At 74.5% G+C, this 14,760-nt stretch carries 15 protein-coding genes; 6 read left to right on the top strand and 9 right to left on the bottom strand.

The window, feature by feature from the left end; translation table 11 throughout:
- A complete protein-coding gene (locus tag ENKNEFLB_RS00655) occupies positions 1-885 on the bottom strand; it encodes an HAD family hydrolase (RefSeq protein WP_246535760.1) in 885 nt (294 codons plus the stop codon).
- The gene (gene serS / locus ENKNEFLB_RS00650; protein WP_214057437.1) at positions 882-2,150 is read right to left on the bottom strand and encodes a serine--tRNA ligase; all 1,269 of its coding nucleotides are present in this window, start codon (positions 2,148-2,150) and stop codon (positions 882-884) included. Before serS ends, ENKNEFLB_RS00655 begins: the two co-directional genes overlap by 4 nt.
- A 119-nt stretch (positions 2,151-2,269) precedes the next feature.
- Here serS and ENKNEFLB_RS00645 point away from each other — a divergent pair, with 119 nt between their 5' ends.
- Positions 2,270-3,844 (top strand): bifunctional phosphatase PAP2/diacylglycerol kinase family protein, encoded by a 1,575-nt coding sequence (locus tag ENKNEFLB_RS00645; protein WP_246535759.1) that lies wholly within the window; start codon positions 2,270-2,272, stop codon positions 3,842-3,844.
- Positions 3,845-3,854: 10 nt separating this feature from the next.
- Here the strand turns inward: ENKNEFLB_RS00645 and ENKNEFLB_RS00640 are convergent, their stop codons facing one another.
- Together ENKNEFLB_RS00640 and ENKNEFLB_RS00635 are read right to left on the bottom strand one after the other, a co-directional pair.
- On the bottom strand, positions 3,855-4,589 hold the full coding sequence (locus ENKNEFLB_RS00640) for an AAA family ATPase (RefSeq protein ID WP_214057436.1): 735 nt from the start codon (positions 4,587-4,589) through the stop codon (positions 3,855-3,857).
- 10 nt (positions 4,590-4,599) lie between these two features.
- Positions 4,600-6,159, bottom strand: a complete 1,560-nt coding sequence (locus ENKNEFLB_RS00635) for an MFS transporter (RefSeq protein WP_275955978.1) — start codon at positions 6,157-6,159, stop codon at positions 4,600-4,602.
- 179 nt (positions 6,160-6,338) lie between these two features.
- Between ENKNEFLB_RS00635 and ENKNEFLB_RS00630 the strand changes: the two genes are divergently transcribed.
- Positions 6,339-7,184: a MarR family winged helix-turn-helix transcriptional regulator gene (locus ENKNEFLB_RS00630; RefSeq protein ID WP_214057434.1), complete on the top strand. Its 846-nt coding sequence runs from the start codon at positions 6,339-6,341 to the stop codon at positions 7,182-7,184.
- A 14-nt stretch (positions 7,185-7,198) separates the two neighbouring features.
- Here the strand turns inward: ENKNEFLB_RS00630 and ENKNEFLB_RS00625 are convergent, their stop codons facing one another.
- Positions 7,199-7,603: a DUF4446 family protein gene (locus ENKNEFLB_RS00625; protein ID WP_214057433.1), complete on the bottom strand. Its 405-nt coding sequence runs from the start codon at positions 7,601-7,603 to the stop codon at positions 7,199-7,201.
- A 23-nt stretch (positions 7,604-7,626) separates the two neighbouring features.
- Here ENKNEFLB_RS00625 and ENKNEFLB_RS00620 point away from each other — a divergent pair, with 23 nt between their 5' ends.
- The 4 genes from ENKNEFLB_RS00620 to ENKNEFLB_RS00605 all read left to right on the top strand — a co-directional run bounded on the left by ENKNEFLB_RS00620 (position 7,627) and on the right by ENKNEFLB_RS00605 (position 11,290).
- Positions 7,627-8,466, top strand: coding sequence for a prephenate dehydratase (locus ENKNEFLB_RS00620; RefSeq protein WP_214057432.1), 840 nt, complete (start codon positions 7,627-7,629; stop codon positions 8,464-8,466).
- A gap of 27 nt (positions 8,467-8,493) precedes the next feature.
- Positions 8,494-9,720, top strand: a complete 1,227-nt coding sequence (locus ENKNEFLB_RS00615) for an arginine deiminase (RefSeq protein ID WP_214057431.1) — start codon at positions 8,494-8,496, stop codon at positions 9,718-9,720.
- A gap of 141 nt (positions 9,721-9,861) precedes the next feature.
- Positions 9,862-10,230 carry a Crp/Fnr family transcriptional regulator gene (locus ENKNEFLB_RS00610; RefSeq protein ID WP_214057430.1) on the top strand — a complete coding sequence of 123 codons (369 nt, stop codon included), beginning with the start codon at positions 9,862-9,864 and terminating at the stop codon, positions 10,228-10,230.
- 7 nt (positions 10,231-10,237) lie between these two features.
- Positions 10,238-11,290 carry an adenylate/guanylate cyclase domain-containing protein gene (locus ENKNEFLB_RS00605; RefSeq protein WP_246535758.1) on the top strand — a complete coding sequence of 351 codons (1,053 nt, stop codon included), beginning with the start codon at positions 10,238-10,240 and terminating at the stop codon, positions 11,288-11,290.
- 111 nt (positions 11,291-11,401) lie between these two features.
- On the opposite strand, the gene ENKNEFLB_RS00600 is transcribed toward ENKNEFLB_RS00605, so the two are convergent.
- From ENKNEFLB_RS00600 to ENKNEFLB_RS00585, 4 genes are read right to left on the bottom strand one after another with little or no spacing between them, the layout of a single operon-like run.
- Positions 11,402-12,346 (bottom strand): DUF5926 family protein, encoded by a 945-nt coding sequence (locus ENKNEFLB_RS00600; protein WP_214057429.1) that lies wholly within the window; start codon positions 12,344-12,346, stop codon positions 11,402-11,404.
- 19 nt (positions 12,347-12,365) lie between these two features.
- Positions 12,366-13,175: a glycerophosphodiester phosphodiesterase gene (locus ENKNEFLB_RS00595; RefSeq protein WP_214057428.1), complete on the bottom strand. Its 810-nt coding sequence runs from the start codon at positions 13,173-13,175 to the stop codon at positions 12,366-12,368.
- 44 nt (positions 13,176-13,219) lie between these two features.
- Positions 13,220-14,422 (bottom strand): ATP-binding protein, encoded by a 1,203-nt coding sequence (locus tag ENKNEFLB_RS00590; RefSeq protein ID WP_214057427.1) that lies wholly within the window; start codon positions 14,420-14,422, stop codon positions 13,220-13,222.
- A 33-nt stretch (positions 14,423-14,455) separates the two neighbouring features.
- Positions 14,456-14,749, bottom strand: a complete 294-nt coding sequence (locus ENKNEFLB_RS00585; protein ID WP_214057426.1) for a hypothetical protein — start codon at positions 14,747-14,749, stop codon at positions 14,456-14,458.
- Positions 14,750-14,760 lie beyond the last annotated feature (11 nt).

The raw sequence follows: 14,760 nt of genomic DNA, 5'->3' as shown, positions 1-14,760 counted from the left end.
TCAGCCCCCGGTGGCGTCGGCGGCGTCGGCGGTGGAGCCGGTGCCGAACCAGCGCTCGAGCTCGCGGGCGGCGCCGTCGTCGTCGACGCCGTCGGTCACGGCGTCGGCGGCCTCGTGCACCACGTCGACGGCCTGGCCCATCGCCACGCCGCGACCGGCCCAGCGGAGCATCTCGACGTCGTTGCGGCCGTCGCCGATCGCCAGCGCGTCGGCGGCGGTCAGCCCGAGCGCGTCGGCCACGTGGTCCAGGCCCGAGGCCTTGGAGACGCCGGGGGCCGACAGGTCGAGCCAGGCGGTCCACCCGACGACGTAGTCCGTGCCGTGCAGGCCGAGCTCCGCGCCGAGGCGCACGAAGTCGTCGACGGTCGCCGCCGGGTCGCGGATGATCACCCGACTGACGGGGGCCGCGACCATGTGCTCGACCGGGGTGGGGATCAGGTCCCCGCTGAGCTCACCGGTCGGGAAGGCCCGGTTGACCCGGTAGCCGACGCCCCGCTCCTCGACGGCGACCAGGGCCTCGGGGTGCAGCTGGAGGATGCGCTGCACGGCGGGCCCGGCGTCGAAGGTCTCCTCCCGCACCACCTCGAGCGGGGGGTAGCGGGTGACCACCGCCCCGTTGCTGGCCACGATCCAGAGCCGGTCGTCGGCCAGCTCGGCCAACCCGAGCAGGTCGGCCACGCCGGTCATGCTGTGCGGGGACCGCCCGGAGGCCAGCACCACGTGGGCGCCGGCCCGCGCGGCCCGGCGGACCGCGGCGCGTACGGCGTCCGGGACCTCCTCGTGCGTCGTGCCGGCGCCGGTGATCCAGCGCAGCAGGGTCCCGTCGATGTCGAGGGCGACCAGCCGGGGCTGCCAGCCGGGCTCGCCCGGGGCGGGCGTGCTCACGCCGTGACCGGGGTGAGGACCTCGAGGCCGCCGAGGTACGGCCGCAGCGCCTCGGGGACGCGGACGGAGCCGTCGGCCTGCTGGTGGGTCTCGAGGAGCGCGATGATCGGCCGGTTGGTCGAGCTGAGGGTGCCGTTGAGGGTGGCGACCGGTCCGGTGGTGTCCCCGAAGCGGCCCCGGGTGTCGAGCCGACGACTCTGGAAGTCGGTGCAGTTCGAGGCCGACGTCAGCTCGCGGTAGCGGCCCTGCGAGGCGATCCAGGCCTCGCAGTCGAACTTGCGCACCGCCGAGAGGCCGAGGTCGCCGGCCGCGACGTCGACGACGCGGTAGGCCAGCTCGAGCTTGTCCAGGAAGGCGCGCTCCCACGCCAGCAGCCGGGCGTGCTCGGCCGGGGCCTCCTCGAGCGTGGTGTAGACGAACATCTCGACCTTGTCGAACCAGTGCACCCGGAAGATCCCGCGGGTGTCCTTGCCGTGCGAGCCGGCCTCCTTGCGGAAGCACGGGCTGTAGGCGGCGTAGCGCAGCGGCAGCGCGGCACCGTCCAGGATCTCGTCGGAGTGGAAGGCAGCCATCGGCACCTCGGACGTGCCCACGAGGTAGAGGTCCTGGCCCTCGATCCGGTAGACGTCGTCGGCGGCCTGGCCGAGGAAACCGGTCCCCTCCATGGCGCGGGGCTTGACCAGCGAGGGCGGGACGACCTCGATGAAGCCGTGCTCGGCGGCCTGGTCCATCGCCATGTTGACCAGGGCGCGGTGCAGCCGTGCGCCGAGGCCGGTGAGGAAGTAGAAGCGCGAGCCGGACACCTTCGCGCCACGCTCGAGGTCGATCGCGCCGAGCATCCGGCCGAGCTCGACGTGGTCGCGCGGCTCGAAGTCGAACTGCGGCACCGTCCCGACGTGCTCGAGGACCGCGAAGTCGTCCTCGCCGCCGGCCGGCACCTCGTCGGCCGCGAGGTTGGGGATCTCCATCAGCGCGGTGCGCCACGCCGTCTCGGCCTCACCCTGCGCGGCCTCGGCGGCCTTGACCTCGGCGGAGAGCGCCTTGGTCCGGGCGAGCAGCTCCTGCTTCTCCTCGCCCTTCGCCTGCGCGACCTGCTTGCCGAGCTGCTTCTGCTCGGCGCGCTTGGCCTCGAAGTCGCCGATCGCGGCCCGACGGTCCGCGTCGGCCGACAGCGCCCGGTCGACCACCTCGGCGGACAGGCCACGCTTGGCCTGGGCGGCGCGCACTCGGTCGGGGTCGTCTCGCAGCAGCCGGGGGTCGATCATGGCGCCAGGCTATCGGCCGTGCCGCGTCGCTCCCGGTCCCGTCCCCACCCCTGGGGCGACCTATCCTGGCGACGGCCGGGCGGACCCCCGGGCCTCTCCCCCTGCCCTCGAGGAGCGTCGTGCTCGACCGACCCCGCAGCCTGCAGCTCAGCGCCGGCCTGGCCTGCCTGCTGCTGCTCGGCCTGCTCGCCCTCGGCGTGCTGCAGGCCTGGGACTGGCTGGCCGCGGTCGACGACGCCGGCAGCCGCGCCGCGGCGTGGACCGCCGACCAGCCGTGGCTGCGACAGCCGCTGCACGTCGTCGAGCTCGCGTTCGGCACGATCGGGATCACCGTGCTCACGACGGCTCTCGCGGTGTCGCTGTGGGTCAAGGGGCACCGGCGCGCGGCGGTGTACGCCGTGCTGGTCGTCGGCGCGACCGCGCTCGCCACGACCGGCCTGAAGCTGCTCGTCGGCCGGGAGCGACCGCCGTGGCAGGACCCCGAGCTGCTGCTGCTCTCGAAGGCGTTCCCCTCGGGGCACGCCTCGTCGATCACGGCGCTCGGCACGGTGGCGCTGGTGCTGGTCTGGATGCTGGTGCGGCGCGGGGGGATCCGGCGGCTGACGGCCGTGCTCGTCGCGCTGGCCGTGCTCGCGGTCTACGCCGACCGGGTGCTGCTGGGCCGGCACTACCCCAGCGACGTGGCCGGCGGGCTGCTGCTGGGCCTCGGGCTGGCGCTGGTCGGCCTGGTCGTCCAGGACCCGCTGCCGCGCAGCCACGCCCGCCGCAGCGAGCCGCTGCCGGTCGCGGGCCCCACCACCCGCGACCTCGCGGTCGTGCTCAACCCGAGCAAGGTCGAGGACGAGCAGGCCTTCCGGACGCTGGTCACCTCGATGGCGGTGGCCGCCGGCTGGTCGGAGCCGCAGTGGTTCCTGACCACGCCCGAGGACTCGGGCACCGGCCAGGCCGAGGCGGCCGCGGTCGCGGGCGCCGACCTGGTCGTGGTCTGCGGCGGCGACGGGACCGTGCGCGAGGTGTGCGCCGAGCTGGCCGGCACCGGGGTCCCGGTCGGGATCATCCCGGCCGGCACCGGCAACCTGCTGGCCCGCAACCTGGCCCTGCCGCTCTACATCCGCGCCGCCGTCGACATCGCGCTGACCGGCCAGGACCAGGCCGTCGACCTGGTCGAGGTCTCCGGCGACGACCTCGAGAAGACCCACTTCATGGTGATGGCCGGGATGGGCTTCGACGCCGCGATCATGGAGGGCGTCAACGACAGCATCAAGGCGCGGGTCGGCTGGCTGGCCTACGTGCTGTCGGGGCTGAAGACCCTGATGTACCCCGCGGTGAAGGTGCGGATCACCGTCGACGGCGGCGAGCCGGTCGAGACCCGGGCCCGCACGATCGTGGTCGGCAACGTCGGGCACCTGCAGGCCGGGATGCCGCTGCTCCCGGACGCCCGGATCGACGACGGGCTGCTCGACGTCGTGCTGCTGCACCCCCGCCGCTTCCTGTCCTGGATCCCGCTGGCCGTGCGGGTGCTGCTGCGCCGTCGGCGCGTGGACGACCTGGTCAACCGGATGACCGGGCGCAGCGTGGTGATCCGTACCGACGTCGAGACCCCGCGCCAGCTGGACGGCGACGTGATCGCGCCGGGCCACGAGCTGCGGATGGAGTGCCTGCACGGGCGGGTGCTGGTGCGCGTCCCCCGCTGACGGCTCCTGCTCAGTCGTCGCCGAGCAGGTGGCGCAGGTAGCGCTGCGGCTCGTCGAGGTAGCGCCGCCAGTGCTCGACCAGCTCGAGGTCCTCCCAGCGGGTGCGCCGGTAGCCCCACTCGCCCACCTCGAGCAGCGTCGCGCCGGGCATCGCGGCCAGCACCGGCGAGTGCGTCGCGCAGAGGACCTGGGCGCCGGACCGGGTGACGTCGTGCAGCGTGGTGATCAGGGCCAGGGTCGAGGAGAAGGACAGCGCGGCCTCCGGCTCGTCGAGGCAGTAGAGGCCCGAGGAGTCGAACCGGGTGCGCAGCACCTCGAGGAACGACTCCCCGTGGCTCATCTCGTGGAACAGGGGCTCCCGCGGGTTCGCGGTGGGGTTGTCCTCGAGGAAGGTGTAGAAGCCGTGCATCGTCTCGGCGCGGAGGAAGAAGCCCCACCTGCCCGAGCCGAGCCCGCGGCGCAGCCGCAGCGCGCCGCCGAGCGGCGACTCCGAGGCCCGGGTGGTCCGGTCGCCGAAGGCCGAGCCGCCCTCGGGCGAGAGGCCGTACGCCATCGCGACCGCCTCGACCAGCGTCGACTTGCCCGACCCGTTCTCGCCGACCAGCAGCGTGACCCCGGGGTCCAGGCGCAGGCCCTCGCGGTCCAGCTGGGCCACCGCCGGCACCGTCATCGGCCACTCGTCGGGGTCGAGCCGCTTGCTGCGGTCGACGGTCACCTCGAGCACCGGAGGCTGGTCGAACCGCATGGGCCGAAGGCTAGGCGGAGGCGCCGACGCCGTCCCGGGCCTCGGGCTCCTCGGCGGCGGCCGGGGTGGGCCCCTGCGCGACGAAGTCCTTCTGCCGGATCAGCACCAGGCACAGCAGGCCAGCGACCAGGGCGATCACCGCGGCGATCAGCAGGATGTGGTCGAGGGCGTCCACCACGGCAGTGGTGCCGACCTGGGTGACCAGCTCGCGGGCGGCCTCGGCCCGCCCACCCGGGGCCGCCGAGGCCGCCGCGTCGGCGGCGACCTGCACCTGGCCGCCCGACAGCGCGGCGGTCAGCGGGTCCAGCGCGGCCGGCGGGACCTGCGCCTGCAGCCCGGCGGTGGCGTCGGCGGCGATCTCGCGGCTGAAGATCGAGCCCAGCGCGGCGATCCCGGTGGCGATCCCGACCTGCCGGAAGGTCGAGTTCACGCCCGAGGCCATCCCGGAGCGCTCGACGGCAACCACGCCGACGGCGGTCGAGGCCAGCGGCGGGTTGATCATCCCGATCCCGACGCCCGCGACCAGCAGGCCGGGGATCAGGTGCGTCCAGTCGTCGCCGACGCCGATCATCAGCGCGAGGCCGCCGGCGGTGAGCAGGAACCCCGGGGCGATCAGCCACTTGGTCGGGACCTTCTCGGTCAGCCGGCCCGCGATCGCGGCCGCCACGAAGGAGGCGCCGGAGAGGAACAGCAGGCGTACGCCGGTCCCGACCGCGGAGTAGCCGAGCACGTTCTGGAGGTAGATCACCAGGTAGGCCAGCACCGAGAAGATCGACGCCGACACCCCGAAGGCCGCGACCAGGCCGCCGGTGAAGGTCGGCTTGCGCAGCAGCGCCAAGTCGAACATCGGCTGTGACTGCAGCAGCTGGCTGACCACGAAGGCCGCCATCATGACGGCGGCGACGACCAGGCAGCCGACGACCAGACCGTCGGACCAGGACCGCTCGCCGGCCTCGATCAGGCCGAGGACGAGCGCGGCCAGCGCCGTGCTGAAGGTGACGAACCCGATCCAGTCGGGGCGCCCGGCGTACGGGTTGCGGGACTCGCGGACCTTGGCCAGCGTCAGGACGACAGCACCGACGCAGAGCGGGACGTTGACCCAGAAGATCCAGCGCCACGACAGGCCGGTGGTGAGCACGCCGCCGAGGACCGGGCCGACGGCGACGGCCACGCCGGTGACGGCACCGAAGACGCCGAAGGCGATGCCCCGCGCGCGCCCGGTGTAGGTGCTGGCCAGCAGCGCCAGGGCGGTCGCGAACATCGCCGCCCCGCCGATGCCCTGGAAGGCGCGGGCCAGGGTCAGGAACAGCACGTCCTGGGCCACGCCGCAGGCCGCGGAGCCCAGCCCGAAGAGCACGATGCCGATCACGAAGACCTTGCGGCGGCCGTACAGGTCGGCCAGGGAGCCGGCGGTGAGCAGCAGCGCGGCCAGGCTGAGGGCGTAGGCGTCGATCACCCACTGCAGGTCGGAGATCGAGGCGTCGAGCTGGCTCTGGATGTCGGGGAGGGCGACGTTCACGATCGTGATGTCGAGCAGCAGCATGAACACGCCGGTGGCGACCGCGACCAGGGTCCACCACGGGGACCCGCCGCCGGTGTCGGCGTGCTCGCCGCCGGGGCGGCCGCGATGGTGGCCCCGGGGGCGTGGGTGGTGTCGTCGAGGTCGGGCACAGGGATGACGATCCACCCGTCCCGCGATATGGTCAAGAGGTTAACGATCAACGTCTTGCCTAACGTGAGGAGCGCCACGTGCTGGAGGTGCTGGCCGCCCTGCCGGGCCACCTGCTCTTCCGGGCGCGGATGCGGGTGGCCGCCGAGCTCGCGGACGTGCTGCCGGCGGGCGTCGACGTGCACGGCTTCTCAGTCCTGCACGTGCTGGGCGACGGGCACGCCCGCTCCCAGCAGGACCTCGCCGCGGCGATCGCCGTCAGCGCGACGACCGTGGGCACCGTGGCCGCGGAGCTGGTGCGGCAGGGCCTGGTCGCCCGGGTCCGCAACCCCGTGGACCGTCGCTCCTGGCTGCTCACCCGGACGCCGGCGGCCGACGACGCCGTACGCCGCTGGGGCGCGCACCTCGACGAGGTCGTCCGGCGGCTGACCGCACCGCTGGGGGACGCCGGGTCGGCCGAGCTGCGCGACCTGCTGCACGCGGTGACCGACCCGCACCTGTCCGCGCAGGTGCCGCCCGTGCTGCGGGCGAGCACCGGCTTCCTGGTCACCCGCCTGCACGAGCGGGCGCACCGCGACTTCCTCGAGGCGCTGGCGCCGGTCGGCCTCGAGCCGCGGCACTACGCGGCCCTGGTGGTGCTGGGCGAGACCGGGCCGGTCCCGCAGGCCGACCTGGCCCGCCACCTCGGCCTCAGCGGCGCGCGGGTGGTCCAGGTCGTCGACGGCCTGGAGGAGCGCGGGCTGGTCAGCCGGCGCGCGGCGGCCGGGGACCGGCGTACGCACCTGCTGCACCGGGAGGCCGGCGCCGACGCGGCGACCGACGCGGCGCGGGGAGCCGGGGACCGGGCGATCGGCGACCTGCTGGCCCCCCTGACCGCCGCGGAGCGGGACCGCCTGACGGTGCTGCTGCGGGCGTTCGTCTCCTAGGCACCCGGGCGGGCTCAGGGACGGGCGTGGTCGACCGACTCCTGCTCCTCCGGGGAGAGGGGCTGGTCGCAGGTCCAGGCGGCGATGTTCTTGGCGTAGGTGCGCGCCTCGCTGCGGCCGTGGATCGAGGTCAGCACCACCCCGTGGCCGGCCTCGTCGAGCAGCGCCAGCGACCAGGAGAGGTGCCCGCCCATGTCGCCGAAGGCGTCGTAGCGCACGACGGCGAGGTTGCGCAGCGCCGCCCGGCTCTCGGCGGTGAGCGCGGCGACCTCCTGGCGCAGGCCCTGGAGGTCCTCGGGCAGCGCGTCGACACCGCCGCCGCGGGGACGCGCGGTGCGGCGCAGGGCGACGACCGCGAAGGCGAGGGCGAGGGTGGCGAGGAGGGCGACCACGGCGGTGAGCAGCGACAGGACCAGCACGTCGCCGACCCTAGACTGAGCCGGTGACCAGGACGGGACGCATCGCCTACCAGGGCGAGCCGGGCGCCAACTCCCACGCGGTGTGCGCGCACCACTACCCCGACCTGGAGCCCGTGCCGTGCGCCTCCTTCGAGGACGTCTTCGCCGCGGTCGACCAGGGCAGCGCCGACCTGGCGATGATCCCGATCGACAACTCGATCGCCGGCCGGGTCGCCGACATCCACCACTTCCTGCCCGGCTCGGGCCTGCACATCGTGGCCGAGCACTTCTGGCGGATCCAGTTCGTGCTGCTCGGCGTGCCCGGGGCGACGACCGCGGGGCTGCGCACCGTCCACAGCCACGTCCACGCCCTGGGCCAGTGCCGCAGGGTGATCCGCGAGCTCGGCCTGACCCCGCTGATCTCCGGCGACACCGCCGGCGCCGCCCGCGAGATCGCCGAGGCCGGGGACCCCACCCAGGCCGCGATCTCGCCGCGGCTGGCCGCGGAGATCTACGGCCTCGAGGTGCTCCGTGAGGACGTCGAGGACGAGGACCACAACACCACCCGCTTCGTGGTGCTCTCCCCCGACCTGGTCGAGGCCGAGGCCGGGCGCGGCCCGGTCGTGACCAGCTTCGTCTTCAACGTGCGCAACATCCCGGCGGCCCTCTACAAGGCCCTGGGCGGCTTCGCGACCAACGGCGTGAACATGACCAAGCTGGAGAGCTACATGGTCGACGGGCAGTTCACCGCGACGCAGTTCCTCGCCGAGGTCGACGGCCACCCCGCCGAGCCCGGCCTGGCGCGGGCGCTGGAGGAGCTGCGGTTCTTCACGCACGAGATCAAGGTGCTCGGGGTCTACCCGGCCGACGCCTCGCGTCGCTGAGGGTCGCCCTGGCCCTAGGCTGCGCCCATGACGGCTCACGCGCCCACCGGCGCCGACAGCGAGGTCGGGACCCTCCGTACGGTGCTGCTGCACCGCCCGGGTGCCGAGCTGCAGCGGCTGACCCCCGGCAACAACGACCGCCTCCTCTTCGACGGCATCCCGTGGGTGGCGCGCGCGCAGGAGGAGCACGACGCCTTCGCGCAGGCGCTGCGCGACCGCGACGTCGAGGTGCTGTACCTGACCGAGCTGCTCACCGAGACCCTCGCCGACCCCGACGCCCGGGCGACCGCGATCGGCACGGCGCTCTCCGGGCTCGACCTCGGCGACACGATGCGCGGCTACCTGGCCGGCAAGCTGGGCGACGCCACGCCCGCCGAGCTGACGCACTACCTGACCGCGGGCATCCGCAACGACGAGGTGCGCGGCGGGTTCGGCCTGGTCACCTCGCTGCTGCCGCACGACGCGTTCCTCATCGACCCGCTGCCGAACCTCCTCTTCACCCGCGACTCCAGCTTCTGGGTGCGCGACCGGGTCGCGATCACGTCGCTGGCGATGCCGGCCCGCAAGCGCGAGACCCAGCTCACCGAGCTCGTCTACAGCCTGCACCCGCGCTTCGACGCGGCCCCGCGCATCCACGGCCACCAGCTCGAGCACGTCGAGGGCGGCGACGTGCTGCTGCTCTCCCCCGGCGTGATCGCCGTCGGCGTCGGGGAGCGGACGACGCCCGCGGGCGCCGAGCGGCTGGCCCGCCAGGTCTTCGAGGCCGGCCTGGCCCACACCGTGCTCGCGGTCCCGATCGCCCAGGAGCGCGCGACCATGCACCTCGACACGGTCTGCACGATGGTCGACGTCGACAAGGTCGTGATGTACCCCAACGTCGCCGACTCGCTCACGGCCTACGCCGTGACCGACGCCGGCCACGCCGACGACGGCAGCCTCCTGCTCGCGGTCGCCGGGGCCGAGCCGTTCCTGGTCGCCGCCGCCCGGGCGATGGGCATCGACCGGCTGCACCACATCGACACCGGCCTCGACCCCGTCACCGCCGAGCGCGAGCAGTGGGACGACGGCAACAACACCCTGGCCCTCGCCCCGCGGGTCGCGGTCGCCTACGAGCGCAACACCGAGACCAACGCCCGCCTCGAGGAGGCCGGGATCGAGGTCGTCCGGATCTCCGGCTCCGAGCTCGGCTCGGGCCGCGGCGGACCGCGCTGCATGAGCTGCCCGATCGAGCGGGACCCGATGCCGGTCGGCTGAGCGCCGGTCGCCGGCACGTCAGGCGGTGGCCCGGTGGCCCGGTGGTCCGGTCCAGTGGGCCGGGTCACCGTCGTAGGCCGTGACCCCCCGCCGCACCCCCTCGTTGACCGGGGAGCAACCCCCGAGACGAGAGGCGCACCCATGCCCGGCACGTTCTTCGAGTCCTTCACCCCGCCCGAGGTCGCCCGGATCAGCGCCGCCGGGCGCCGCGTGCGCCTGCCCGAGGGCTGGTCGCCGATCTGGGAGCGGACGCCGGCCGACAAGGCCTACGTCATCATCTCGGGCGAGGTGTCCGTACGCCGTGGCGGCGCGGAGATCGCCCGGCTCGGCGCCGGTGACGTGATGGGCGAGGGCGGGATCGTGCGGCACTCGCTGCGCTCCGCCACGCTCGTGGCGCTGACCCCGCTGGACCTGGTCCACTTCACCGCCGAGGCCGTCGAGGAGCTGTCGGCGGAGATGCCGGGCTTCCGACGGGCGCTGGACGCGGTGGCGGAGTCCCGGCTGGGATGATGCGCCGGTGAGCGAGGACCAGGACGGCGACGAGACCCTCCCGGCGGACGGGTCCCTGGGGGACGCGGTGCAGCAGCTCGAGGAGCGGCTGCTGGACGGACGCCCCCGACTGACCCGCCAGGAGGTCGCCGACGCCGCCGGGGTGCCGATGATGCTGGCCGAGGAGCTCTGGCGGCTGCTCGGCTTCGCCCGCGTCACCGACGACGACGTCGCGTTCACCGACGCCGACGTCGAGGCGTTGCGGCTCACCCACGACCTCCTGCGCCTCGGCGTGCTCGACGCCGACTCGCAGGCCGCGCTCGTACGGACGTGGGGGCGCAGCTTCGCCCGCCTGGCCGAGTGGCAGACCTCGCTGATGGCCCGGGTCGCCCTCGAGGACGGGCAGGACCCGGCCGGGCAGCTGGCCCGGTTCGCCGACGACGTGCTGCCCCGCATCGACAAGCTCCAGTCCTACGTCTGGCGCCGCCACCTGACCAGCGCCGCGGGACGCCTGCTCACCTCCGCCGGCGGGGCGCAGCACGCCGCCGAGGCCGTCTCGACGCAGACCGTGTGCTTCGTCGACATCGTGGGGTACACCGCGCACAGCCGGTCGCTGGACGAGTCCGAGCTGGTGGCGTGGCTGGAGTACTTCGAGGACCAGTGCGCCGGCATGTCGCTGGACGCCGGCGCCCGGATCATCAAGAACATCGGCGACGAGGTGCTCCTGGTCGCCGACGCCCCCGGACCCATGGTCGGTCTGGCGCTGGCGATGACCGCGCGCGGGGAGGACGAGGCCGACCGCTTCCCGCGGGTACGCGCCGGCGTCGCGACGGGCGAGGTGGTCAGCCGGCTCGGTGACGTCTTCGGCTCCACCGTCAACGTCGCCGCCCGGCTGACGTCGGTCTCGCGGCCCGGCCGGGTGCTGGTCGACGCCGGCACGCACGACGCGCTGGCGCCCGCCGAGGCGACGGCGGACGCCGACGACGCGCCGGCGTACCGGTTCAAGCGGGTGCGGCGGGTCTCGGTGAAGGGGTTCGCACGGCTGGCGGCGTGGACGGTGCGGACGCGCTCGGTGGGCTGAGCGCCTCCCGGGGGCGGGACTTGACGGGCAGGTCTCGAACTCGTCGGCCTTTGCAAAGGCCGACAGGTTCGGAAGTCCCCGGTCGGCCGGGGACGTCCCGCCCGGCCGACCTCAGCGGATCGTGACCTGCCGGTTCGCCAGGCCCGACCGTGCGGAGCGCTCCTCCGAGGTGAGCGGGGCCTTCTCGGCCAGGGCGGCGTCGAGCGCGGTCTTGAAGTCGGCGGCGGGGTCCTCGAGCGCCTCCGCGCCGGTGCCGACGGGCAGGTCCCAGACCGGGGTGAGCAGGCCGTGGGCGCGGAACATGCCGACCAGGCGCCCTTCCGGGATCAGCGTGTCGGTGCCCGCGGCGTGGAGCCGGGCCAGGGCGTCGAGCAGCTCGCCCTCGGGCTCGGGCATCACCCAGCGCAGGTGCTCCTTGGAGCCCATCCGGGTCCAGTAGGCCGACGCGACCGAGGCCAGGCGGGCGGTCGGCGCGGCCTGGTCGTCGGCCTGCTCGAGCAGCTCGGCGACCTCGGGCGACTGGTCGGACTCCTCGACCCAGTAGCCGTACCCCTCGTGCACCGTGATGTCGAGGGGGGCGTCGACGACGAGGTCCTGCAGGCGGGGGCCCGGGCCGGGGGCGTCGGTGAGGCCGACGGCGCCGGGCTCGGCCTCGAGCGCGGCGAGCAGCACGGCGGCCAGGTCGCGCGACGGGTCGCCGAAGGAGTGCTGGACCTGGAGCCCCAGGAGCACCTCGCCGGAGTCACGCACGACGGCCGGCACGGCGCCGGGGGCCAGGGTGCACAGCGTGACGGTGCGCCCGTGGGCGTCGACGTCGTCGCGCAGGGTCAGCGGGGCGGTCGCGGCGGGGACGAGCTCGCGCAGGGCGACGACGTCGCCCTCGGAGGCCAGGCCCTCGAAGGGGCGCGCCACGTACACGTCGCCGCCGCCGGCGGCACCGTGGCACGCCTTGTAGCGCTTGCCCGACCCGCACGGGCAGGGCTGACGGGGACCGACCTCGCCGGGCTCGGTGGGGGTGGTCTCGGCGCGCTGCCGGTTGCGGTTCTTCTTGGCCATGGCCGCAACCTATCCGGCCTCAGGCGCCGGGGGCGGAGCGCCCGCCGGGACGCCCGTCGAGCAGGCCGATCAGGTACGCCGGGCGGTCGGTGATCACGGTCGTCACCCCGAGGTCCTGGCAGAGCCTCAGCTCCTCGGCGGTGTTGACCACCCAGACGTGGACCTCGTGGCCGCTGCGGGCCAGCCGCTTGCCGTACTTGCGGTGCTCGGTGAGGTCGTCCATCCCTGGCCCGACCAGCCAGTCCCGCCCGATCGCGCGTCTGAGCATCGGCCAGGCCGCGGGCCGGTCGATGAGCTGGACGAGCTGGACGCCCGGGGCGAGCCGCTCGACGCGCTGCAGGGCGGTGAAGGAGAAGCTCATCACCCGCGCCGGGGAGCCGGCCCGGTCCCACCCGAACTCCCCCAGCATCTCGACCAGCCGCTTCTCGACCAGGCCGCCGTAGCGGGTCGGGTGCTTGGTCTCGATCGCGACCTCGACGCGGCGGTCGAGGTCGGCGACGTGCTCGAGCAGCTTGCGCAGCGTCAGCACCCCGCTGGTCGCCGGGTCGGGCTCGGCCGCCTCGTCGTCGAGGTCGGCCCAGGGGTTCTTCCAGCTGGCGAAGTCGAGCTCGGCGATCTCGGCCAGCTCCATGGTGGACACCGCCCCGGGCGAGGCGGCGGTGCGCCGCAGGTCGCGGTCGTGCACGCAGATCAGGTGCCCGTCGGCGGTCAGCCGCACGTCGCACTCCAGCCCGTCCGCACCGGCGTCGAGCGCGGCGAGGTAGGCGCGCAGCGTGTGCTCGGCGTTGTCGTGGCTCGCGCCGCGGTGAGCGACGACCTTCGGCCTCATGACTCCATGGTGGCAGGGTCAGCGGCGCGCGGGTGGGAGGGCGGTCACCGGGCCCGCAGGTACTTCCCGAAGTGCGGCACGGTGAACGCCACGCTCCCCCGCTCGGCGGAGTAGACGAGGCCCTTCTTGATCAGCCCGTCGCGGGCCGGGGAGAGCGACTGCGGCTTGCGGGCCAGGTGCTCGGCGATGCCGGCGGTGGCCACGGCGAGGTCGTCGGCGTCGACGCCGAGGTCGGCCATCGCGGTCATGTAGTCGCGCTCGGCGGGGGTGGCGCGGTCGTACCGGGCGCCGAAGAACCCGATCGCGAGCTCCTGCTCGGCCTCGGGTGCGGCGGCGCGGACGTCCTCGACGGCGATCGGGGAGCCGACCGCGGCGTCCCAGGTGACCTTGCCGTAGGCCTGCACGAAGTAGGGGTAGCCGTCGGTGAGCGCGTAGAGCTCGTCGAGGGCCGCGTCGTCAAAGGTGACCCCCTCGGTGGCCGCCGGCAGCCGCCAGGCCCGGTCGGCCATCTCGCGCGGGAGGCGGTCGACGGAGACGTAGCGGAAGAGGCGCTCGGCGTACGACTTGGACGCCGCGAGCGCGACCGGGAGGTGCGGCAGGCCCGCGCCGACCACGATCAGCGGGGCGCCCTGCTGACTGATCTCGTGGCACGCGCCGCAGAGCGCGGCCAGCTCCTCGATCGAGATGTCCTGCATCTCGTCGATGAAGAGCCCCACGCCGACGCCGAGGTCGCCGGCCAGGGTGGCGACGTCGGTGAACAGCTCGACGAGGTCCAGCTCGAGGTCGCCGGAGTCGGCGCGTCCGCGGGTCGCCGGGACGTCGGTCGGCGGCGTCCAGCGGACACCGGCCGAGCGGGCCGTACGCCGCTCCTCGACCGTGGCGCGCAGGGCGAACGACTTCAGGGTGCCGGCGACCTCGTCGACCCGGTCGGGGTCGCGGTGGCGGTGGGCGACCTCGCGGACGGCGGCGTGCACGGCCTGGGCGACCGGGATCCGGATGCTCTGGTCGGGGCGCGCCTCGATCTTGCCGGTCCCCCACGCCCGGCGCACGGCCTCGCCGCGCAGCGCGTTGAGCAGCACGGTCTTGCCGACCCCGCGCAGCCCGGAGAGCACCATCGAGCGCTCCGGGCGCCCGGCGCCGACGCGTTCCAGGGTGACCTCGAACTGCCCCAGCTCGCGGTCGCGACCGGCCAGCTCGGGGGGACGCTGCCCCGCGCCGGGGGCGTACGGGTTGCGGATCGGGTCCATGTCAGGACCGTATCGGTGTGTCTAGCGCCAGCCCTAGATGGCGGCGGGCCGGGCGTGGCGCGCGTGGTGGCCGGTGACGGGGACGGCGCGGGCGGCGGCCGGGTGGCCGTCGGCGTACGCCTGGTCCAGCCCCGTCTGCAGCACCTGCATCAGCTGCGCGGCCTCGGGGAGCCCGAGCCGGAAGGAGCCGGTGCAGACGTTGTCGCGCCACAGCGACAGCACGATCAGGTCCTTCTCGGAGTGCCACGAGACCCGCATGGCGCGCTCGGCCCCGCGCGCGTCGAGGAAGATCGCGCCCGTCTCGGGCAGGGGGTGCGGGAGTGGCACCCCTCCATCCT

Source organism: Nocardioides aquaticus (assembly GCF_018459925.1).
GTDB classification, from domain to species: Bacteria; Actinomycetota; Actinomycetes; order Propionibacteriales; family Nocardioidaceae; genus Nocardioides; species Nocardioides aquaticus.
The sequence above is the reverse complement of the archived record's forward strand: the minus strand, read 5'-3'. Positions and strand labels throughout refer to the sequence as shown.

Bases quoted from the DNA above. Each gene is read 5' to 3' on its own strand.
- serS (WP_214057437.1), bottom strand. From the start codon at position 2,150: ATGATCGACCCCCGGCTGCTGCGAGACGACCCCGACCGAGTGCGCGCC.
- ENKNEFLB_RS00640 (WP_214057436.1), bottom strand. From the start codon at position 4,589: ATGCGGTTCGACCAGCCTCCGGTGCTCGAGGTGACCGTCGACCGCAGC.
- ENKNEFLB_RS00615 (WP_214057431.1), top strand. From the start codon at position 8,494: ATGACGGCTCACGCGCCCACCGGCGCCGACAGCGAGGTCGGGACCCTC.
- ENKNEFLB_RS00610 (WP_214057430.1), top strand. From the start codon at position 9,862: ATGCCCGGCACGTTCTTCGAGTCCTTCACCCCGCCCGAGGTCGCCCGG.
- ENKNEFLB_RS00600 (WP_214057429.1), bottom strand. From the start codon at position 12,346: ATGGCCAAGAAGAACCGCAACCGGCAGCGCGCCGAGACCACCCCCACC.
- ENKNEFLB_RS00595 (WP_214057428.1), bottom strand. From the start codon at position 13,175: ATGAGGCCGAAGGTCGTCGCTCACCGCGGCGCGAGCCACGACAACGCC.
- ENKNEFLB_RS00590 (WP_214057427.1), bottom strand. From the start codon at position 14,422: ATGGACCCGATCCGCAACCCGTACGCCCCCGGCGCGGGGCAGCGTCCC.